The sequence below is a fragment of the Actinocatenispora comari genome, assembly GCF_017312725.1.
GTDB classification, from domain to species: domain Bacteria; phylum Actinomycetota; class Actinomycetes; order Mycobacteriales; family Micromonosporaceae; genus Actinocatenispora; species Actinocatenispora comari.
Genome location: NZ_BOPO01000075.1, coordinates 53,458 through 73,474, shown reverse-complemented (window position 1 = coordinate 73,474; position 20,017 = coordinate 53,458). Strand labels below are relative to the sequence as shown.

The window sequence follows — 20,017 nt, the reverse complement described above, 5'->3', positions numbered from 1 at the left end:
TCGCGGCGGCCGGCACTGTCGTCTCTGTCGACCTCCCTCTCGCTTCGGTGCGAGCACATCGGGTGCACCCGACGGTAACCTCCTGGTCTCGATTCGGCATCCCCAAGGTCAGCGAGATTTTGGGGCACCGACACCGCTCCCCCGCGTATCGGCGCAGACCCACCCACCGGTGACGCACTGGGTGTGCGTTCCGGCCGAGCGCGCTGGCTGCGGAGCGTGCTGCCAGGAGCCTCCAGCCTAGGGTCGCCGGCCCGGAAACAACCTGCTAATTCGCCGTGAATTACCAGGTCGAGTGGGTGGTGGGCGGGTGGCGACGCTGCGTCGCCGCGAGCGTGACGGCCGCGGTCACCGGCACCTCGGCGGCGCCCAGCAGCCGGGCCGCGCCGGCCAACGTCGCTCCGGTGGTGATCAGGTCGTCGAGCAGCACCACCGGACCGACCCGGGCCGACGGCACCGCTCCCGGACGAAGGCGGAACGCCTGGTCGGCCCGGGCGATCCGGGCCGCGGCGGTCAGCTCGGTGGAGTCGGCACCCCGCGGCAGCGCCAGCAGCGGCCGGCGCACGACGGCGGCGGTCCCGTCCCGCGCGAGCCAGCGGGCCGCGGACCTGGCCAGCCGCAGCATGTGGTCACCGTGCCTGGCCCGGGCCGCCGCACCGGTCGCCGGCACCGGCACCAGCACCACCGGCGCCGCCGCACCGACCCCAGCGCTGGCGGCAACCCCGGCACCACCGATGGCCGCCGGCCTGGCAGCGCCCCCGGTGCCGGCCGCGACGCCGGCACCCGCGGTGTCCACGGCGCTGGCGGTGACCCCGGCACTGGCGGCGGCCGCGGTGCCGGCGGTGACCGCGGTGCGCACGGCCCCCGCCAACGCCCGGCCCAGCGGCCCGGCGAGCCCCAGCCGGCCACGCTCCTTGTACGACAGGATCAGCTCGCGCAGCAGACCCTGGTACGCGCCGAGCGCGTGGCACGGTGGCAGCCCCGGCGGCGGTGGATCGGGGGCGGTCGGCCGCACCGTCGAGTGCGCCAGGATCGAGCCGCAGCCGCGGCACAGCGGCGTCGCCGGCCCGGCGGCACCGCACCCCGGGCAGTCGGCCGGGAACACCAGCTCGACGAGGTCAGTCAACACGGCACGCATGCGCCCAGCGTCGCTCGCCGGTGGCGCCGGTCGGCGCGCCGTGCACAGCCCTGTGGACAACCCCGCCGCCAGCAGCAGCGCGTGGTAGAGAAGCTAGTTCGGGAAGAACGGGGCGGTGCCCGGCGGCGGTTCCGCGGCACCGTCCGGCGGGGCCAGTTCGTTGCCGGTCAGCTGCCACAGCTTGCCGTTGATCGAGATCAGGATGATGCCGTGCGCGGCACCGCGGGCCGGGTCGGTGGTGCCGGACGCGACGTACTCCGGGACGCGGTCCCCGCTGGTGCCGGTGAGCAGATCGGACGAGACGTCGTCCAGGCTGAACTGCCAGGCGCCGCCACGCACCGCGCCGGACTGCCCGCTGGCGGCGGCGACCGAGCCGCGGCCGCCGAACGCGATGTCGTCGTCCTGGGTCCAGGAGACCTCGCTGAGGTCGGTGAAGCTGCTCGCCACCGCGCGCATCCGGCCGACCGACAGCGCCGAGCCCTGCTGGATCAGCGGCGCCACGTACAGGTGCCCGCCGCGCACCAGCGCGATCCGGCAGCCGTCCGGCGAGACCGCCACTGCGGTCACCTCGCCCCCGGGCGACCCGGGCGCGAACGGCACCTTCTCGGTGTGGCCGGTGCCGGTCGCCATCCGCAGGCTGCCGTCCACCGGTACCAGCGCGGTCGACGAGTGTGGCAGCAGGCTGGGGCGGCCGATCTCGGTGGCGCCGCCGAGCCCCTCGGCCCGGACGAACCGGGCGTCGGTCGACTTGGCGTCCCCGATGGTGTGCCCGATCCACAGCGCCGGCCGGCCGTCGTCGTCGCTGCGCACCAGCGCCGTGGCGGACGAGTCGACGTTCAGCGCGGCACGCTGCACGTCGCTGTTGAGCCCCGTGGTGGCCGGGGCCGACAGCACGCCCGGCAACCACTGCTTGCTCGCCGCCGGGATCACGATGCCGTGCGAGACGTAGTACCCGCCGGAGTTGGCGGCGAGGGTGCCCGGGTTGAACGTGCGCAGCGAACCGGTGTCGAACGTGCTGCCGCCGTCCCTGATGCCCGGCACCGGGAACGGCCTGCCCTCGACCCGCAGCTGCAGCCGGGACACCCGGGCGCGCAGCGTCCAGGCCAGCTGCGCGGCCATCGTCAGCAGGTGTTTCGCGCCGACCGCCTCGCTGGTCAGATCGACCACCACGACGTCCTTGTCGCTCTGCGCGACCACGTTGCCACGCCGCTTGGTGCCGTCCGGGATGTCGTTGACCACGGCCGGGGCGAGCCACCGCGACGGGCCGTCGAGCAGCCAGTCGACCAGGATGGTGCGCTCCTTCACCGGTGCGATCGTCTTCGACACGTACCGCAGGTCGGGCACCAGCGACTGGTGGTCCGGGCTGGCGAAGTAGACCGGGGTGGCCGTGTAGTCGGCGGTCATCGCCTCGGTGGAGATCAGCGTGTGGTCCGGCGGGTTGGTGATCAACCACTCCTTGCCGCCGGTCCCGGTCGGCCACTGCTCGAGCCGGAACTCCTGCCGGTACTGCCGGCTGGTGTGCGGGCTCGGCGACTCGACCGAGCCGTCGTCGGTCAGCGTGCCGACCAGCTCGCCGCGTACCTGCACGGTCGCGGTGGGGCGGCCGTGCCTGTCCTTGCCCTGCGCGGTGACCGTGTTGGTGTTGATCCGCACCACGGTCAGCCCGGCCGGGTCCTGGTGCCACCGGCCCCGGGCGTCCGCGGAGAAGAACTGGGTCACGTTGGCGCGCAGCTGGTCCGGGCTCGGATCGTAGCCGGCCGCCCCGTAGAACTGGTTGACCAGGTCGGTCGGGCCGCTCGCGGTGGCCGGGTCGGGCGGCGGATCGCGGTGCGGCGCCTGCGGCACGTTGTCGTCGCCGGCGCCCACCGGCGCCGACTTCACCACCACCGGCGGACCGGAACTCGGCACCCCGCAGGCGGTGACCGTCACGCCCAGCAGCCCGGCGAGCGCGGCACCGAGCAGGCTCCGGCGCGGGGCGGCGCCGAGGAGACTCCGGCGCGGGGTGGCGCCGAGCAGGCCGCGGCGCCGGCTACTCATCGCCGCCTCCGCGGGTACTGCCGGCGGTGAGCGGGTCGGCGTCCGGGTCGAGGGACGGCGTCCCGTCGTCCAGCGTGCCGGTGGCCGGCCCGGCCGGCAGGGCCAGCGGTGCCGGCGACACGTCGGCGTCCGGCGGGACCAGCGGCAGCGGCGACGACACGATCCGGTCGCCGGCACGGGCCGGCACGGTCAGCCGGAACTGGGAACCCTGCCCCGGCGCCCCCCACGCCTCCAGCCAGCCGCCGTGCAGCCGGGCGTCCTCCAGGCTGATCGACAGCCCCAGCCCGGTACCGCCGGTCTGCCGCGCCCGGGACGGATCGGCCCGCCAGAACCGGTTGAACACCAGCTTCTCCTCGCCCGGCCGCAGCCCGATGCCGTGGTCGCGAACCGCGATCGCGACGGTACGGTCGTCCGCCGCGAGGTGGACCTCCACCGGCCGGTGCTCGCCGTGCTCGATCGCGTTGCCGATCAGGTTGCGCAGCACCCGCTCGACCCGGCGCGGGTCGACCTCGGCGATCACCGGACCGTCCGGGGTGTGCAGCTGCACCGGTGCGTGCAGCCGTTCGGCCAGGACGGCGAAGCCGGCGGCGACCCGCTGCACGATCGGTACCAGGTCGACCGCCTCGGCGTCGAGCACGGCGAACCCGGCGTCGAACCGGCTGATCTCCAGCAGGTCGGTCAGCAGCGCCTCGAACCGGTCCAGCTCGTCGGCGAGCAGCTCGGAGCTGCGGGCCGCGGCCGGCGGGAACTCGTCCCGGCCGGCGTAGAGCATGTCGGCGGCCATCCGGACCGTGGTCAGCGGGGTGCGCAGCTCGTGCGAGACGTCCGAGGTGAACCGGCGCTGCAGCCGGGACAGCTCCTCCAGCCGGACGATCTGGTTCTGCAGGTTGCTCGCCATCTGGTTGAACGAGGCGGCGAGCCGGGCGAGATCGTCCTCGCCGCGCACCTCCATCCGTTCGTGCAGCAGCCCGGCGGACAACCGCTGCGCGGTGCGCGCCGCGGCCCGCACCGGGGTCACCACCATCCGGGCCACGATCGCCGCCATCAGCGCGAGCAGCAGCACCAGCGCGAGCCCGGCGATGATCGTCGTGTTGCGCACCAGGTTCGCCGCGGCGACCTCGTCGTCCAGCGGGAACAGGTAGTAGAGGTTGAACACGCCCCAGCCGACGTCGACGTGCTCGCCAACCGCGAGGTAGGGCCGGCGGCCCTGGCCGTCCGGGTTCGCGGTGGTGAACTGGTACGCCAGGGCGCCCTTGCGGCTGACCGTGTCGCGCAGCGCCGCCGGTACCTCGATCCTGGTCTGGTCGGCCGCGGGCCCGCCGTACGGCGCGACGTCGATGCGGGAGTCGGGCACCAGCTTGACCTCGTAGGTACCGGCGCGGGTGGGCACGCTGTAGAGGTTGACGACGACGTCGCGCACGCTCGCGGCGAGCTGCGGGTCCTGCGCGCCGGACAGCGCGGCGAGCTGCTGCGTCACCGTGCCGGCGCCGCTGGACACCTGGCGCACGGCGGCCTGCCGCTTGGCCACCACCAGTCCGGCGGTGATCTGCTTCGCCACGAAGTAGCCGAACGCGGCCACCAGCAGCGACGAGACGAGCAACGTGATCGACACGACCCGCAGCGACAGCGAGCGGCGCCACGGGGACACCGCCCGGCGGGCCCGCCGACCCAGCCCCGGTGCCGCCCGGTGCAAGGTCGTCCGTGCCCGCCGCACCACGGAGTCGAGCAGACTCACGTCCGCCCTCCGCCGCGCCCGCTCATGACACGCTCGCCGCCACGCTCCGAGCGCCCACGGGACACCGTCCGCGCGATTCGTCCGCTGCGCTCGCTCATCGTTCCTTACCCCGTGCCTGCCTTGTAGCCGACACCGCGGACGGTCAGGATGATCTCGGGACGTTCCGGGTCGGGCTCGATCTTGGCCCGAAGCCGCTGCACGTGCACGTTGACCAGCCGGGTGTCCGCGGCGTGTCGGTAGCCCCAGACCTGTTCCAGGAGCACCTCACGAGTGAACACCTGTCGCGGCTTGCGTGCCAACGCCACGAGCAGGTCGAACTCCAGCGGGGTCAGCTTGACCTCGGCGCCGTTGCGGGTGGCGGTGTGTGCGGGCACGTCGATGCTGATCTGCCGGCCGGGCGGGCCGATGGTGAGCAGCTCCGGCGCGGTGTCCTCGCCGCGGCGCAGCCGGGCCCGCATCCGGGCCACCAGCTCCTTGGGCTTGAACGGCTTGACCACGTAGTCGTCGGCGCCGGACTCCAGGCCGAGGACCACGTCGACGGTGTCGCTCTTGGCGGTGAGCATGACGATCGGCACCCCGGACTCGCCGCGGATCGCCCGACAGACGTCGATCCCGCTCATCCCGGGCAGCATCAGGTCCAGCAGCACGATGTCCGGCCTGGTCTCCCGGAACGCGGCCAGGGCGCGCTCACCGTCGGCCACGAACGAGGGCATGAACCCCTCGCTGCGCAGCACGATCCCGAGCATCTCGGCCAGCGCCGGGTCGTCGTCGACGACCAGCACTCGCGCCCTCACGCCGACACCCACCGCGTTGCGCGCCGACCGAAGTCCCACCGCCGCGCTCCGCCTCGTTGCGTATCGCTCATGGCCCTATCGTTTCATCAGCCGACCAACCTACGGAAAACCCGGTTGCCCCTGCGCGCCTGGTGCGACCCGTTCGGCCATCCGAATCCGCCCGAAAGTACCGGTCTGAGAGCGATTCCGGCGGCCCGAACGCCCGGCGGCGCCGCTCAGTCCTCGATGTACCGGTTGCGGCCGGCGACCAGCCCGCCGAACAGCTGCGGTACCAGCATCACCAGCAGGAACACGATCGGCACCAGCCAGCCGCCGGTCGCGTCGTGCAGCACGCCGACCAGCAGCGGGCCGACCGCGGCGATCAGGTACCCGATGCTCTGCACGAACCCGGACAATCCGGCCGTACCGGCGGGGGTACGGGCGCGCAGCCCGACCATCAGCAGCGCCAGCGGGAACGCGCCGCCGCCGATGCCGATCAGCAACGCCCAGACCAGCGCGCCGGCGTGCGGCGCCACCAGCAGCCCGAGGTAGCCGACCAGGTAGCAGCCGACCAGCAGCACCACGTACGGCCGCTGGTCGCGGGTCCGGCCGGCGAGCGTGGGCAGGAAGAACGCGATCGGCATCCCCATCGCCACCACCAGCGACACCAGCAGCCCGGCGGTGGACGAGGAGAACCCGGCCGAGGCGAAGATCTTCGCCAGCCAGCCGAACACCACGTAGGCCTGCAGCGACTGGGTGCCCATGTAGACCGCGAGGGCCCAGCCCAACCGGGTACGGGACGGGCGAACGGTCGGCGTCCGCCCGGTCGGCGCGGTGGCCGCCGCCTCGACCCCTCGCCGGCGCAGCGCACCGAGCCACGGCAGCAGGCCGAGCACCGCGATGGCGGCCCACAGGGCGAGGCCGCTGCGCCAGCCGCCGGACGCCTCGGCGGCCGGCACCGCGACCGCGGAGGCGAGCGCGGCGCCGAGGTTGAGCACCGTCGTGTACAGCCCAGTGATCAGCCCGAGTCGCTCCGGGAAGTACGTGCGGACCAGCACCGGGAGGGTGACGTTGCCGGCGGCGATGCCGGCCAGGCAGAGCACGCTGACGGCGAGGAACACCGCCGCCGAGCCGGCCAGCGGGCGCAGCACGAGGCCGGCGACGAGTGCGGCCATCGCGGTCAGCAGCACCCGGTCGGCCCCGAACCGGGCGGCCAGTCGCGGGGCGAGGCCGGAGAACGCGCCGAAGCACAGTGCCGGCAGGGTGGTCAGCAGCCCGGCGGTGGCGCCGGACATGTGCAGCCCGGACTGCAACTGGTCGAGCAGCGCGCCGACGCTGGTGATGGCGGGTCGCAGGTTGAGCGCGACGAGCAGGATGCCGGCGGCGATCAGCCAGCGGGCCCGTCGGCGGCCGGGCTCGTGCGCGCCGGCCCCGGCGGGCGCGGTACGGGCGGGCTGCTGGTCCTGGGTCGTCTCCGGCACGAGAACCATCGTAGAATCATGGGATGACTGGATGACAGGAGGTTGTGCACAATGCCACTGCACAGCGCCGCCCGTACCCCCCTGGTCGACCAGGTGATCGCGCAGCTGCGGGAGCAGATCTCGTCGGGCGAGTGGCCGGTGGGCAGCAAGATCCCCACCGAACCGGACCTGGTCGCGGCGCTCGGCGTGGGCCGCAACACCCTCCGCGAGGCGGTCCGGGCGCTCGCCCACCTCGGCCTGCTGGAGTCCCGGCAGGGCGCCGGTACGTACGTGCGGGCCGACAACGAGCTGGTCGGCGCGGTGCGCCGGCGGCTCGCCCGGGCCGAACTGCGCGACGCCACCGAGCTGCGGCGCGGCCTGGAGGTGGAGGCCGCCCGGCTGGCCGCCCGCCGGCGTACCGAGGACGACCTGACGGCGCTGCGGGCGGCGCTCGCCGCGCGCGAGGCGGCGTGGGCCGACCAGGACGCCCAACTGTTCGTCGAGAACGACGCCCGGTTCCACCACGCGGTCGCCGCGTGCTCGCACAACACGATGCTGATCGAGCTGTACGCGGACTTCGGCGAGGCGCTGCGGGACGTGCTGCACACCTGCGTCGGCGGCGAGGTGCGGCCGGACGAGTACCTCAGCCACACCGGCCTGGTCGAGGCGATCACGGACCGCGACGAGGACCGGGCCGCGGTCGAGGCGGCGACGTTCCTCCGCCTGTTCGACACCGGCTGACGCCGCCGGGCGGGCGCGCGCATGCCAGGATGGCGGCTGCGTCGAAGGCCGCGACGGGCCGCCCAGCCGGGGAGAGTGCGATGGAGACGGAGCTGCCGCTGCGGCCGATGACCGTCGGCGAGCTGCTGGACGCCTCCGTCGTACTGCTGCGCCGCGGCTGGCCGCCGCTGGTCGCGCTGGGCCTGGTCGTCGCGCTCGGCCAGCAGGCGCTGGTCGGGCTGGTCGCGCCGATGCCCGCCTCCGTGTGGTCCGATCCGACCGGCTTCTGGTTGTGGCTCGGCGCCTGGCTCGGTACCGAGTCCGCGGCGATCGCGATCCTCGCCGCACCGGCGAGCGTCGCCGCCGCCCGTACCGTCGTCGGCGACCCGGTCGGCCGGCGCACCCTGCTCACCGCACCGGGCCGCCGCTGGCCGGCGGTGCTCGGGCTGGCGGTGCTGATCGGCGCGGTCGCCGCCGGCGCCGTGTTCGCCTGCGGCCTGCCCTGGGCGGTGGCCTACGCCGCGTGCGGCCTGGTGGTACCGGTGCTGGTCGCCGACCGCGCCACCGGCGGCCAGGTGATCGCCCGACCGCTGGTGCTGCTGGTCCGCGGCAGCTGCCGGGCCGGTGGCATCCGGCTGCTCGGCTACCTCGGCTGGCTCACCGTCCGGTTCGCGGTCGGTATCGGCGCGCAGCAGTTGCTCGACCGGTCGCCGGTCGCCGTGCCGTTCGCCGCGGCGATCGGCTGGGTGGTGGTCGACGCGATCGCCTACCCGGCGCTGGCCTGCCTGGACGCCTGCCTGCATCTCGAGAACCGGATGCGTACCGAGGGCCTCGACCTGGCGCTCGCCACCGCCTCGGCCCGCCGTCGCCGTACCGTCCTGGAGGCGATCCGGTGAGTGGGCGGGTGAACCGGGAGCAGCGTGCGTGCCGCACCGTCCTGGAGGCGATCCAGTGAGTTGGTCGCGGGGCTGGACCGAGTTGGTCGCCGACCTGGCCGACCACGTACCGGGTGGGGTCGCGGGGCTGGCCGCGCTGGTGCTGCTGCTCGCCGGGATCGCGCTGGTGGCGTTGTACTGGCGGCCGCGCCGGCGGCAGCGCCCCGAGCCGGTCGATCCGCCGGTCGGCGTCGAGGCACCGGAGCCGGCGGACGACGACGCGGTACCGGAGGTGCCGCCGGCGCAGCTCGCCTCGCTCGCCGACCGGTACGCGGCGGCCGGCCGCTACGCCGAGGCGGTCCGGGAGCGGTTGCGGGCGATGGTGCGTGAGCTGGTCGAGCGCGGCGTGCTCACGCACCGTCCGGAGTGGACGGTCACCGAGCTGGCCGCGGCCGCCGGCCGCGCCGCCCCGCAACTGGCCGGGACGATGACCGAGGCGGCCGACGTGTTCTCCCGGATCTGGTACGCCCGGCGCACCGCCACCGCGGCCGACGACGCCCGGATGCGTGCCCTGGCCGCGGCCGTGTCGGAGCGGGCGGGGGCGGCGCGATGACGACGCGGGCGGCCCGGCGCCGGTTCCGGTTCCGGCGGTGGATGGCGCCGGCGGCGGCGGTCCTGCTGCTGTTCACCGTCACGATCGTGGCCTGGGCGGTGCAGCGGGTCACGCCCGCCGACGCGCAGTTCCTGGAGCCGGCCTCGCGCGCCGGCATCGGCTCCGGCACCGTCGCGCGCCGGCTGGCCGCCGCGGGCACGCCGGTGCACCGGGTCGGCAGTTCGGCGGCCGCGCTGTCGGTCACCGGCGAAGATGCGACGCTGCTGGTCACCGCGCCGGGCTACGTGCGCCCGGCGCGGCTCGAGCGGCTGCTCCGGTCGACTGGGTACCGCCGGGTCGTGCTCGTCGCGCCATCGCCGACGGTGCTGGACGAGCAGCGGCTGCCGGCCCGCCGCACCGGCAGCCGCTGGACCACCGGGGTGGCCGACGCGGGCTGCGCGGACGGCCCGTCGGTTGGGCCGGCGGCGGTGCGCGGCGACACGTACGCGGCGACCGTGCCCGGCGCGCACCGCTGCTATGCCGGCGGCGTACTGCTGCTGCCGGCGACCGGCGGGCCGCAGGTGGTGCTGGTCGGCGCGGCGGACGTGTTCCGCAACGACCGGATCGGCGAGCACCGCAACGCGGCGCTCGCCACCGCGCTGCTCGGCCCCCTCCCGGTGGTCTGGCTCAGCCTGCACCGGCCGGAACCGGTCGAGCAGGCGCCGCTGCCGCCGGTGCCGACCGCGAGCCCGGAACGGCCGGAGCCGACCGTGACCGGGCCGACGTACGAGCCGCCGCCCTCGGCGACGGTGGGCGGTGACTCCGGTTCCCGGGCCGATGGCGGTTCGGCCGGCGACGGCTCGTCCGACGGCGGCGGTGCGCCGCCGAACCCGCTGTGGTCGGCGCTGCCGCCCTGGGTGTGGGCGATCGTGGTCCAGTTGCTGGTCGCGGCGGTGCTGTTCGCCGCGTGGCGGGCCCGGCGGCTCGGCGGGCCGGTGAGCGAACCGCTGCCGGTACTGGTGCCGAGCACCGAGACGGTCCTCGGCCGGGCCCGGCTGTACCGGCGGTCCAACGCCCGCGCGGCCGCCGCCGCGGCGCTGCGGGCCGGTACCCTGCGGCGGTTGCGGGCCGGGGTCGGCGACGCCGCCGCGGCGACCGGCGCGGAGGCGCTGGCCACCGCGTCCGGTTGGCCGATCGAACGGGTCGAGTCGGTGTTGTACGGTCCGGCACCGGAGCGCGACGACGAACTGCGCGCGCTCGCCGCCGACCTGGCCGAGTTGCGGCGCCGGGTGCTCGACCCGCGGTACGGCAGTGCGAACGAAGGGACAGGGCGTGCAGGACATCGGTGAGCCGCGGATCGGTACGTTGCCGGAGGCACCGGCGGCCGGTGCGGACGGGGACGCCCGGGCGGCGCTGGGTCGGCTGCGGGCCGAGGTGGGCAAGGTCGTGGTCGGCCAGGACGCGGTGGTCTCCGGCCTGGTGATCGCGCTGGTGTGCCGCGGTCACGTGCTGCTCGAGGGCGTGCCGGGGGTGGCGAAGACGCTGCTGGTGCGCACGCTGGCGCGGGCGTTGTCGCTGTCGCACAAGCGGATCCAGTTCACCCCGGACCTGATGCCCGGCGACGTCACCGGTTCGCTGGTGTACGACGCGCGCAGCGCCGAGTTCGAGTTCCGCGAGGGGCCGGTGTTCACCAACCTGCTGCTCGCCGACGAGATCAACCGGACGCCGCCGAAGACGCAGTCGGCGCTGCTGGAGGCGATGGAGGAGCGCCAGGTCACCATCGACGGCGTGGCCCGCACCCTGCCGGAGCCGTTCACGGTCGCCGCCACCCAGAACCCGATCGAGTACGAGGGGACCTACTCGCTGCCGGAGGCGCAGCTGGACCGCTTCCTGCTGAAGCTGACGGTACCGCTGCCGGAGCGCACCGCCGAGCTCGCGATGCTGTCCGCGCACCACCGCGGCTTCGACCCGCACGACCTGGCCGCGGCCGGGGTCGAGCCGGTCGCCGGGCCGGCGGACCTGGCCGCGGCGCACCGACAGGCCGGTGCGGTGCAGGTCGCCGACGTCGTCCTGGCGTACCTGCTGGACGTGTGCCGGGCAACCCGCACGGCGCCGTCGCTGGCGCTGGGTGCCTCGCCGCGTGCCTCGGCCGCGCTGCTGTCCGCGGTGAAGGCGTGGGCCTGGCTCGCCGGCCGCGACTTCGTCACGCCGGACGACGTGAAGGCGCTGGTCCGGCCGGTACTGCGGCACCGGGTCCGGCTGCGCCCGGAGGCGGAGCTGGCCGGCGTCACCAGCGACGCCGTGCTCGACTCGGTCCTCGCCAGCGTCCCGACGCCGCGCTGACCGCGATGCCCAGCCGAGCCGGCTCGCGACCCGTCGCGCAACTCCGCGCGGCAGCGGCGAAGCGCGCCCCGGAGCCGCGGGCTGCGTCGCCCGCCCGGTCCGTCGCCGGAGAGTCGGGCACCCTGCCGTGCCACGTTCGGGGGCGGCGGTGCTGACCTGGCGACCGGTGGCGCTGCTCGCCGTGCTGGCGGTGGCACTGCCGCTGTGGCCGAGCCCGGTGCTCGGGGTGGCGTGCTCGATCGCCGCGGTACTGGCACTGTCCATCGTGGACATGGTGGCCGCGGCGCCGATCTCCGCCGTCCGGCTGTCGCGCACCGGTGACACCCGGGTCCGGCTGGGCGAGTCGGCGACGGTACGGCTGCACGTGCGCAACGAGGCGACCCGGCCGCTGCGGGCCACCGTGCGGGACGCCTGGGAGCCGTCGGCGGGCGCGGACCGGCCGGTCCGGTGGGTGTCGCTGCCGGTCGGCGGCAGCACGACGATCACCGTGACGCTGACCCCGACCCGGCGCGGTGACCGGCCGGCGCGGCGGGTCACGGTCCGCTCGTACGGTCCGCTGCGGTTCGGCTACCGGCAGGCCACCGCGCGGGCGGCGACGGCGATGACGCCGCGGTGGCGGCTGCGGGTGCTGCCGCCGTTCTCCGCCCGCCGGTATCTGCCGGAGAAGCTCGCCCGGCTGCGGGTGCTGGACGGCACGGTGACGATCCGCGGCCGGGGCCAGGGCACCGAGTTCGACGCGCTGCGCGAGTACGTGCCGGGCGACGACGTGCGGTCGATCGACTGGCGGGGCACCGCCCGCAGCGCCGAGGTGCTGGTGCGCACCTGGCGGCCGGAGCGGGACCGCCGGGTGCTGTGCGTGCTGGACACCGGCCGTACCGCGGCGGCCCGGATCGGCGACGAGCCGCGGCTGGACGCCGCGCTGGACGCCTGCCTGCTGCTGGCCGCGGTGGCCTCCCGCGGCGGTGACCAGGTCGACCTGCTCGCCGCCGACACCGAGGTACGCACGGCGGTGCGCGGTGCGGGCGCGGCCAGCCTGCTGCCCCGGTTCGCCGACGCGCTGGCGCCGCTGACGCCGGCGCTGGTGGAGACCGACTTCGAGCTGGTCACCGGCGAGATCCTGCGCACCGAGCGGAAGCGCTCGCTGGTCGTGCTGTTCACCGAGCTCGCCCCGGGCGCGCTGGTGGAGGGGCTGCTGCCGGTACTGCCGATGCTGACCGACCGGCACACGGTGCTGCTCGCCGCGACCCACGACGACACCCTGGACCGGCTGACCGCCCGGCACGACGTGCTCGCCGACGTGTACGCGGCGGCCGCCGCGGAGCGGGCCCTGGCGGAGCGGCGCCGCATCGCGGATGCGTTGCGGCGCAACGGTGTCGTCGTGGTCGACGCGGCGGCGACCGAGTTCGCCGGCACGGTCACCGACGTCTACCTCGATCTCAAGGCCTCCGGCCGGCTCTGACCGGTGCACCCGGTGTCCGGCCGGGTTTCGGGCCTACGAGGCGAGGCGGTCGCCGGCCCGTCGGGCCGGCGTGGCGTCGTGGTCGGGCTGGTTGATCTCGGCCCACACCGCGTCGAGGGACAGGCCGAGCACGGCGGCGATCGCCGCGATGGTGGAGAAGGCGGGGGTGGCCACCCGGCCCGACTCGATCTTGCGCAGCGTCTCCGGTGAGACGCCGGCGTCGAGCGCGATGTCGAGCATCGAGCGCTCGCCGCGGGCTCGACGCAGCAGGGCGCCGAGGCGGGCGCCGCGTTCGAGCTCCGCGGGACTGAGTGGCAACCTGACCATGACCCGATTCTAATACCGGGATAGTATTGCCGGTATAGTTATTGGACGAGCGGGAACGGAACCCATGATCGAGATCCTGAACGACACCGAACTGGCCCGGGCGAAGGTCACCGGCGCGCTGGTCGCCGACATCCTGCAGACGCTCGAGTCCCGCAGCACCGTCGGTACCAACCTGTTGGAGATCGACGGGTGGACCCGGGACATGATCGTCGCGGCCGGCGCCGAGTCCTGCTACGTCGACTACGAGCCGTCCTTCGGCCGCGGACCGTTCGGCCACTACGTCTGCACGTCGGTCAACGACGCCGTGCTGCACGGCATGCCGCACGACCGCACGCTCGCGGACGGCGACCTGCTCACCCTCGACCTCGCGGTGGCCAAGGACGGCATCGCCGCGGATGCCGCGATCAGCTTCGTGGTGGGCGACACCCAGCCGCCGGAGAGCCTCGCCATGATCGATGCGACCCGGCGCGCCCTGCGTGCCGGCATCGCCGCCGCCCGGCCGGGTGCCCGCATCGGCGATCTCTCGCACGCCATCGGCGCGGTGCTGACCGCCGCCGGGTACCCGGTGAACACCGAGTTCGGCGGGCACGGCATCGGCTCGACGATGCACCAGGACCCGCACATCCCGAACACCGGTCGCGCCGGCCGCGGCTACACCCTGCGGCCCGGACTGCTGCTCGCGCTGGAGCCGTGGATCATGGCCGACACCGCCCAGCTGGTCACCGACGCCGACGGCTGGACGCTGCGCAGTGCCACCGGCAGCCGCACCGCGCACACCGAGCACACCATCGCGATCACCGCCGACGGCGCCGAGATCCTCACCCTGCCGACGGCACGCTGACCCCACCTTGCCGTACCGCGCTGCCGGCGGCGCGCCGACCGCGCCCTGATGTACCGCCACGGCAATGGCCGGTGGTGACTTTCGGTAACTGGTCGCCACTGCCGGTCCGGGTCGCGGCCGGCCGGTGAACACCGGGAGCGACCGCGCTCCGACTGTCGGCGAGCACGGATGAATCGCAGATCACGGGGGTGAGAGCGGGCTTGCGCGGCGGCCTACCATCGGTCGCCGACACGATGTGCCGGCCCCGCCGGCTCAGGCGGGACACAGCCAGCGCACGGGGAGAAGCGGTGCCCGCCATCACGTTCCGTCGACGAATCCGGTACTGGTTCGACCGGACGATGTCCAGGGGCACCCCGGCCCTGGTCGGCTGGCTCGCCGTCGCCTCGCTCGCCGTCGTCGTCATCGGCGGCGTGCTGGCCTGGCTGGTGGAGCTGCTGGTGCATCCCGGCTCCAGCGAGGGCGAACCGCGCGGGCTGCTCGCCGCGCTGTGGCAGGCCGTCCTGCACGCCATGGACCCCGGGACGGTCGCGGGCGACACCGGGCACTGGTGGTACATCGCGATCGCGTTCCTGATCACCATCGGCGGGATCATGATCGTCACCGCCTTCATCGGTGTGCTCACCACCGGCCTGGACGCGAAGCTCACCGACCTGCGCAAGGGCCGGTCGGAGGTGCTGGAGCAGGGCCACACCGTCGTACTCGGCTGGTCCGACCAGGTGTTCACGGTGCTGTCGGAGCTCGCCGAGGCGAACGAGAACCAGCGCAGGTCGTGCGTCGCGATCCTGGCCGACCGGGACAAGGTCGAGATGGAGGACGAGATCCGGGCCAAGGTGCCCGACGTCGGCCGGATGCGGATCGTCTGCCGCACCGGTGACCCGGTGGATCCGGACGACATCATGATCGTCAACCCGGCCGAGGCGAAGTCGGTGATCATCCTGCCGCTGGCGGAGACGAACCCGGACGCCAACCTGGTCCGTACCCTGCTCGCGATCAACCGGGCCCGGGAGGGCAGCACCCAGCCCTGCCCGGTCGTCGGCTGCGTCAGCGAGACGAAGAACCTCGCCGCGGCACGGCTCGCCGGCGGCCCCAACGCGTACCTGATCGACGCCAACGACATCGCCGCCCGGCTCATCGTGCAGACCTGCCGGCAGTCCGGGCTGTCGGTGGTGTACACCGACCTGCTCGACTTCGGCGGCGACGAGGTGTACCTGAAGGAGGAGCCGGCGCTGGTCGGGCACACCTACGCCGACGCGCTGCACGCGTACCGCACCTCGTCGATCATCGGGATCCTCGGCGGCGACGGGCGGATCGCGGTCAACCCGGACAGTCGGATGCCGATCCGGCCCGGCGACCGGCTGATCGCGATCTCGGCGGACGACGACACCGTCGTGCTGTCCCCCACCGGTCCGGCGCCGGTGCACGGCCCCGCGATCACCGCGATCCCGAACTCGCCGGCGATCAAGGAACGCACCCTGATCCTCGGCTGGAACGCCCGCGCCGAGGGGGTGCTGCGCCAGCTCGACCAGTACGTGTCGCCCGGGTCCGAGGCGCACGTGGTGGCGAGCCACCCGGACGCCGAGCCGTCGATGCGCAAGCTCAGCGTGCAGAACATGCTGCTCGACTTCAAGGCCGAGGACAGCTCGGACCGCGCGGTGCTGGAGTCGTTGGGAATCCAGAACTTCGACCACATCATCGTGTTGTGCGGCGACGACGTCGATCCGCAGCTCGCCGACTCGCGTACCCTCGCCACGCTGTTGCAGCTGCGCGACATGGAACAGCAGCTCGGCGACCGGTTCTCCATCGTCAGCGAGATGGCCGACGACCGGAACCGGGCGCTGGCCCAGGTCACCCAGGCCGACGACTTCATCGTCAGCGACAAGCTGCTGACCCTGATGATGACGCAGGTGTCGGAGAACCCGCACCTGGCCCGGCTGTTCGACGACCTGTTCGACGCGGACGGCTGCGAGATCTACCTGAAGCCGGCCGGCCGGTACGTGCGGCCGGGGGTGCCGATCAACTACCAGACGGTGGTCGAGGCGGCCCGGGCGAAGGGCGAGTCGGCGATCGGCTACCGGGTCGCGGCGCAGTCGCACCAGCCGCCCACGTTCGGCATCGTGCTCAACCCGGACAAGGCCGAGCCGCTGACCGTACGACCCGGCGACAGCATCATCGTGCTCGCCGAGGACTGACCCGGCCGCGCCGGGCCACGGTCGCCCGACAGCCGCCGGGGTTCAGCACAGGAACCGGTCGACCAGCAGGGTCAGCCGGTCCGCGGTACGGCCGGGGCGCAGCCGGTGGCTGCCGTCGAGCGCGACGAGGCCGTGCAGCGCCGCCCAGAACGTCTCGGCCAGCGTCTCCAGGTCGACGCCGGGCCGGGCGAACGGCCGTACCGTGGCGGTGAACTCGGCGAACGCCGCGCGCAGCGTGTCCGGGCTGTCCGCGGTGCCGAAGGACAGGTCGCTGGTGAGCGTGAACATCGCCGCGTAGAGCGCGGGTTGCCGGGTCGCGAACTCGACGTAGCCGGCCGCGAAGGCGCGCATCGCCGCCGCCGGGTCGGGCTCGCCCTGCCGGGCCGCGCGCAGCCGCTCGGCCAGCTCGCCGATGCCCTCCAGCGCGGCGGCCTTCATGATCGCCTCCTTGCCGCGGAAGTGGCTGTACAGCACCGGCTGGCTGTACTCGATCCGGGCGGCGAGGCGGCGGGTGGTGACCGCGTCCCAGCCTTCGGCCTCGGCCAGCTCGCGGGCGGCGGTGACGATCAGCTGGTGCCGCTCGGCGCGTTCGCGTTCGCGACGGGACTGGATGCTCATGCCCCGATCCTAGCATTGCTAGATTCAGAATCAGTGCTACTCTTTCGCTGACCGCATTACTAGCACTGCTAGATTCACTGGTCGGGCCGGACGGCCCGACCCCACGATTCGGAGAAGTCATGACCATCGCCGGTACCGTCATCGCCGCCGTGATCTCCGCCGGACTGGTGTGGATCGCCATCCGGTTCCTCGTCACCCCGCGCGCCGCGGCCGCCGGCTACGGCGTGCACGCCGACCCGAACGGCGACGCCGGGACCTACCTGTCGGTCAAGGGCAACCGCGACCTCGCCTGCGCGCTGATGATCGCGGTGCCGCTGCTGCTCGGCGCGCACACCGTCGCCGGCTGGATCCTGTTCGCCGGCAGCGTGGCCGCGTTCGCCGACTGCCTGACCGTGCTGCGGCGTGGCGGCCCGAAGATCACCGCGTACGCGGTGCACGCCGGCACCGGCGTCCTCGCCGTCGTCGGCGGTCTGCTCCTGCTGCTCGGCTGAGACCGTCGGGGGCCGCACCGGCCCCCGACGGGCCACGAGCGTCAGGCCGGGCGATAGGTGAGCAGGACGAGACCCTCCCCCACCGTCCGGCTCTCGGCGAGGCACAGCGGCCGCACCGCGTCGGTCCCCCCGAACAGCCGCTCGCCGGCACCGACCACGAACGGGTACGTCACGAGGCGCAGCTCGTCGACCAGGTCGGCGGCGAGCAGGGCGCGCGCCAGCCGGCCACTGCCGTACAGCACGATCTCGCCGGCGATGTCTCGCTTCAGCGCCGCGACCGCGTCGGCGACGGGCCCGGTCAGTACCGTCGTGTTGGCCCAGCGGTCCGGGTCGGTGCCACCGGCCACGACGTACTTGGGCAGCTCGCGCAACCGGTCCGCCCAGCCGCCGGACCGGGACGGCCAGCCCTGCGCCACGAACCACTCGTACGTCCGCCGGCCCAGCAGCAGCGCGGCCGCACCGAGCGCCTCGTCGTACTCCAGCTTCGCCCAGGCCTCCCGGTCGGCCACGCCGATCCGGGCGTACCAGTCGCCCCGGTCGAACCCGTCGCCGACCTCGACGACGCCGTCGACCGAGACGTTCTCACTGATCACGATCCTTGCCATGGTGTACTCCCAGGGTCACCTGCTCGACTGTCACCGGGGCAGACACCGCGGCGCGGCGCACGTGGCGCCACCGCGGCGTGACAAGACCGACAGCCGCCCGGCGCCCCCTTTCCGGTACCGGCGGTGTCCGTACCGCCGAGGACGAGACCATCGAGACGACCCGGGGGTGGCTACGATGCCGACCGAACCGATGTCCCGCGCGCGGGCCGGCGACGGCGAGGCGTTCCGCGAACTGACCGAGCCGTACCGGCGGGAACTGCAGGTGCACTGCTACCGGATGCTCGGCTCGTTCCACGACGCGGAGGACGCGCTGCAGGACACGCTGCTGTCCGCCTGGCGCGGCTTCGCCGGCTTCGAGGGCCGCGCGTCACTGCGCACCTGGCTGTACCGGATCGCCACCAACCGGTGCCTGAACGCGCGCCGGGCCGCCGCCCGCCGCAACCCGGCCCGCTGGGAGATCCCGAACGTCGAACCACCGGAGCCGACCCGGCTCGGCGAGGTGGTCTGGCTGGAGCCGTACCCGGACGAGCTGCTCGCCGACCCCGACACCGCGCCGCCCGGCCCGGAGGTACGGGTCGAGCAGGCCGAGGCGATCTCGCTCGCGTTCGTGACCGCGTTGCAGACGCTGCCACCGCGCCAGCTCGCCGTGCTCGTGCTGCGCGACGTGCTCGGGTTCCGGGCGGACGAGGTGGCGACCATGCTCGACACCACCGTCGACGCGGTGAAGAGCGCCCTCAAGCGGGCCCGGTCCGGCCTGCGGGAGCGGCAGCAGACCGGCACGGCGGCGGCACCGACCGCACCGACCGAACGGGCGATCGTGGCCCGGTTCGTCGCCGCCTGGGAGTCGGCCGACCTGGCCGCGCTGGTCGGGTTGCTCACCGACGACGTGTTCATGTCGATGCCGCCGCTGCCGCTGGAGTACCAGGGGCGCGACGTGGTGGGCCGGTTCTGCGGCCTGCTGTTCGGGGCGGGCCGACGGTTCGAGCTGGTGCCGACGCGGGCGAACGGCCAGCCCGCGTTCGGCGCCTACCTGTGCGGCCCGGACGGCACCCGGCACGGCACCGGCCTGTTCGTTCTCGGCCTCGCCGGCGACCGGATCGCCGCGCTGACCCGGTTCGACGCCGGTACGCTCGCGCCGTTCGGCCTGCCGCGGTCGTTGCCACCGCGCTAGCGGGTGCTTCCCGGCCGCCCGGTGCCAGGCCGCGCTGCGTCCACGAGCCGACGTTGGTCAGCGCGGTGCGGCCACCAGCCGGGTCAGCGCGGTGCGGCCACCAGCCGGGTCAGCGCGGTGCGGCCACCAGCCGAGCCGGTTCGGGTCAGTGCGGTGTGTCCAGGAGCCGGGTCAGCAGGGTGACGAGCCGGTCCCGTTCGGCGGGCGTCAGCGGCGCGAGGAAGTCGTCCTGGACGCCGTCGACGACCTGGTCGAGTCGGTGCAGCTGGTCGACCCCGGCGGCGGTGATCGTGACGATCTTCCGCCGCCCGTGGTCCGGATCGGCCGTGCGCTCGATCAGGTCGCGTGACTCCAGCTCGGTCAGCGCGGCGGTCACGTCGCTGCGGTCGATCCCGGTCTGCCGGCCCAGCTGCGCCTGGCTCGCCGGTCCCCACTCCGCAAGCGCCGCGAGCAGCCGGTAGTGGTAGCCGCGCAGCCCGCCACCGGCGGCCCCGAAACCGGCGTTGAGCAGCCCGGACGAGCGCGCGTACGCCCGGCTGACGAGCCAGGTCGCGCGGCCTTCGAGCCGGCTCGGTACGCGGTCGGTGTCGCGATGTCGCGGAGGCACCCGCCGAGCGTACCAGTTGTGGGTAACACCAACACTCGC

At 74.2% G+C, this 20,017-nt stretch carries 19 protein-coding genes; 10 read left to right on the top strand and 9 right to left on the bottom strand.

All coding sequences use genetic code 11. The features are described 5' to 3' along the window. Window positions 1-280: 280 nt before the first annotated feature. From NUM_RS19755 to NUM_RS19735, 5 genes are all read right to left on the bottom strand, one after another. Window positions 281-1,135, bottom strand: a complete 855-nt coding sequence (locus NUM_RS19755; RefSeq protein WP_207126376.1) for a ComF family protein — start codon at window positions 1,133-1,135, stop codon at window positions 281-283. Window positions 1,136-1,228: 93 nt separating this feature from the next. Further along, complete coding sequence (locus NUM_RS19750) at window positions 1,229-3,172, bottom strand: LpqB family beta-propeller domain-containing protein (RefSeq protein ID WP_207126375.1); 1,944 nt, start codon at window positions 3,170-3,172, stop codon at window positions 1,229-1,231. After that, window positions 3,165-4,844 (bottom strand): MtrAB system histidine kinase MtrB, encoded by a 1,680-nt coding sequence (mtrB, locus tag NUM_RS19745; protein WP_207126389.1) that lies wholly within the window; start codon window positions 4,842-4,844, stop codon window positions 3,165-3,167. Before mtrB ends, NUM_RS19750 begins: the two co-directional genes overlap by 8 nt. A gap of 167 nt (window positions 4,845-5,011) precedes the next feature. Beyond that, entirely contained in the window at window positions 5,012-5,701 is a 690-nt protein-coding gene (gene mtrA, locus NUM_RS19740; protein WP_203960235.1) for an MtrAB system response regulator MtrA, read from the bottom strand. Window positions 5,702-5,916: 215 nt separating this feature from the next. Next, a complete protein-coding gene (locus NUM_RS19735) occupies window positions 5,917-7,161 on the bottom strand; it encodes a CynX/NimT family MFS transporter (RefSeq protein ID WP_225918712.1) in 1,245 nt (414 codons plus the stop codon). A gap of 51 nt (window positions 7,162-7,212) precedes the next feature. Between NUM_RS19735 and NUM_RS19730 the strand changes: the two genes are divergently transcribed. The 6 genes from NUM_RS19730 to NUM_RS19705 all read left to right on the top strand — a co-directional run bounded on the left by NUM_RS19730 (window position 7,213) and on the right by NUM_RS19705 (window position 13,129). Continuing rightward, window positions 7,213-7,881 carry a FadR/GntR family transcriptional regulator gene (locus NUM_RS19730; protein WP_207126373.1) on the top strand — a complete coding sequence of 223 codons (669 nt, stop codon included), beginning with the start codon at window positions 7,213-7,215 and terminating at the stop codon, window positions 7,879-7,881. 80 nt (window positions 7,882-7,961) lie between these two features. Then, on the top strand, window positions 7,962-8,756 hold the full coding sequence (locus NUM_RS19725; protein ID WP_207126372.1) for a hypothetical protein: 795 nt from the start codon (window positions 7,962-7,964) through the stop codon (window positions 8,754-8,756). Window positions 8,757-8,811: 55 nt separating this feature from the next. Next, window positions 8,812-9,348 carry a DUF4129 domain-containing protein gene (locus NUM_RS37260; RefSeq protein ID WP_225918711.1) on the top strand — a complete coding sequence of 179 codons (537 nt, stop codon included), beginning with the start codon at window positions 8,812-8,814 and terminating at the stop codon, window positions 9,346-9,348. Continuing rightward, window positions 9,345-10,676: a DUF4350 domain-containing protein gene (locus NUM_RS19715; protein WP_207126371.1), complete on the top strand. Its 1,332-nt coding sequence runs from the start codon at window positions 9,345-9,347 to the stop codon at window positions 10,674-10,676. The genes NUM_RS37260 and NUM_RS19715 overlap by 4 nt, the downstream gene beginning before the upstream one ends. Then, window positions 10,669-11,670: an AAA family ATPase gene (locus tag NUM_RS19710; protein ID WP_370467020.1), complete on the top strand. Its 1,002-nt coding sequence runs from the start codon at window positions 10,669-10,671 to the stop codon at window positions 11,668-11,670. Before NUM_RS19715 ends, NUM_RS19710 begins: the two co-directional genes overlap by 8 nt. A gap of 127 nt (window positions 11,671-11,797) precedes the next feature. Beyond that, on the top strand, window positions 11,798-13,129 hold the full coding sequence (locus tag NUM_RS19705; RefSeq protein WP_225918710.1) for a DUF58 domain-containing protein: 1,332 nt from the start codon (window positions 11,798-11,800) through the stop codon (window positions 13,127-13,129). Window positions 13,130-13,162: 33 nt separating this feature from the next. Here NUM_RS19705 and NUM_RS19700 read toward each other — a convergent pair whose 3' ends face one another. Then, window positions 13,163-13,456 (bottom strand): helix-turn-helix transcriptional regulator, encoded by a 294-nt coding sequence (locus NUM_RS19700; RefSeq protein WP_207126370.1) that lies wholly within the window; start codon window positions 13,454-13,456, stop codon window positions 13,163-13,165. 64 nt (window positions 13,457-13,520) lie between these two features. Here NUM_RS19700 and map point away from each other — a divergent pair, with 64 nt between their 5' ends. Next, the gene (gene map, locus NUM_RS19695; protein WP_207126369.1) at window positions 13,521-14,297 is read left to right on the top strand and encodes a type I methionyl aminopeptidase; all 777 of its coding nucleotides are present in this window, start codon (window positions 13,521-13,523) and stop codon (window positions 14,295-14,297) included. Window positions 14,298-14,584: 287 nt separating this feature from the next. Further along, window positions 14,585-16,486, top strand: coding sequence for a CASTOR/POLLUX-related putative ion channel (locus NUM_RS19690; protein WP_207126368.1), 1,902 nt, complete (start codon window positions 14,585-14,587; stop codon window positions 16,484-16,486). A gap of 42 nt (window positions 16,487-16,528) precedes the next feature. Here the strand turns inward: NUM_RS19690 and NUM_RS19685 are convergent, their stop codons facing one another. Further along, window positions 16,529-17,104 (bottom strand): TetR/AcrR family transcriptional regulator, encoded by a 576-nt coding sequence (locus tag NUM_RS19685; protein WP_207126367.1) that lies wholly within the window; start codon window positions 17,102-17,104, stop codon window positions 16,529-16,531. 119 nt (window positions 17,105-17,223) lie between these two features. Between NUM_RS19685 and NUM_RS19680 the strand changes: the two genes are divergently transcribed. Then, window positions 17,224-17,595 carry a DUF4267 domain-containing protein gene (locus tag NUM_RS19680; RefSeq protein ID WP_207126366.1) on the top strand — a complete coding sequence of 124 codons (372 nt, stop codon included), beginning with the start codon at window positions 17,224-17,226 and terminating at the stop codon, window positions 17,593-17,595. 41 nt (window positions 17,596-17,636) lie between these two features. Here NUM_RS19680 and NUM_RS19675 read toward each other — a convergent pair whose 3' ends face one another. After that, window positions 17,637-18,200 carry a dihydrofolate reductase family protein gene (locus tag NUM_RS19675; protein ID WP_207126365.1) on the bottom strand — a complete coding sequence of 188 codons (564 nt, stop codon included), beginning with the start codon at window positions 18,198-18,200 and terminating at the stop codon, window positions 17,637-17,639. A gap of 175 nt (window positions 18,201-18,375) precedes the next feature. Between NUM_RS19675 and NUM_RS19670 the strand changes: the two genes are divergently transcribed. Then, a complete protein-coding gene (locus tag NUM_RS19670; protein ID WP_207126364.1) occupies window positions 18,376-19,371 on the top strand; it encodes a sigma-70 family RNA polymerase sigma factor in 996 nt (331 codons plus the stop codon). 145 nt (window positions 19,372-19,516) lie between these two features. Here the strand turns inward: NUM_RS19670 and NUM_RS19665 are convergent, their stop codons facing one another. Then, entirely contained in the window at window positions 19,517-19,978 is a 462-nt protein-coding gene (locus NUM_RS19665) for a MarR family winged helix-turn-helix transcriptional regulator (RefSeq protein WP_207126363.1), read from the bottom strand. Between the last annotated feature and the right edge of the window lie 39 nt (window positions 19,979-20,017).

Bases quoted from the DNA above. Each gene is read 5' to 3' on its own strand.
- NUM_RS19680 (WP_207126366.1), top strand. From the start codon at position 17,224: ATGACCATCGCCGGTACCGTCATCGCCGCCGTGATCTCCGCCGGACTG.
- NUM_RS19685 (WP_207126367.1), bottom strand. From the start codon at position 17,104: ATGAGCATCCAGTCCCGTCGCGAACGCGAACGCGCCGAGCGGCACCAG.
- NUM_RS19715 (WP_207126371.1), top strand. From the start codon at position 9,345: ATGACGACGCGGGCGGCCCGGCGCCGGTTCCGGTTCCGGCGGTGGATG.
- NUM_RS19730 (WP_207126373.1), top strand. From the start codon at position 7,213: ATGCCACTGCACAGCGCCGCCCGTACCCCCCTGGTCGACCAGGTGATC.
- NUM_RS19755 (WP_207126376.1), bottom strand. From the start codon at position 1,135: ATGCGTGCCGTGTTGACTGACCTCGTCGAGCTGGTGTTCCCGGCCGAC.
- NUM_RS19750 (WP_207126375.1), bottom strand. From the start codon at position 3,172: ATGAGTAGCCGGCGCCGCGGCCTGCTCGGCGCCACCCCGCGCCGGAGT.
- NUM_RS19675 (WP_207126365.1), bottom strand. From the start codon at position 18,200: ATGGCAAGGATCGTGATCAGTGAGAACGTCTCGGTCGACGGCGTCGTC.
- NUM_RS19725 (WP_207126372.1), top strand. From the start codon at position 7,962: ATGGAGACGGAGCTGCCGCTGCGGCCGATGACCGTCGGCGAGCTGCTG.
- NUM_RS19670 (WP_207126364.1), top strand. From the start codon at position 18,376: ATGCCGACCGAACCGATGTCCCGCGCGCGGGCCGGCGACGGCGAGGCG.
- NUM_RS19700 (WP_207126370.1), bottom strand. From the start codon at position 13,456: ATGGTCAGGTTGCCACTCAGTCCCGCGGAGCTCGAACGCGGCGCCCGC.
- map (WP_207126369.1), top strand. From the start codon at position 13,521: ATGATCGAGATCCTGAACGACACCGAACTGGCCCGGGCGAAGGTCACC.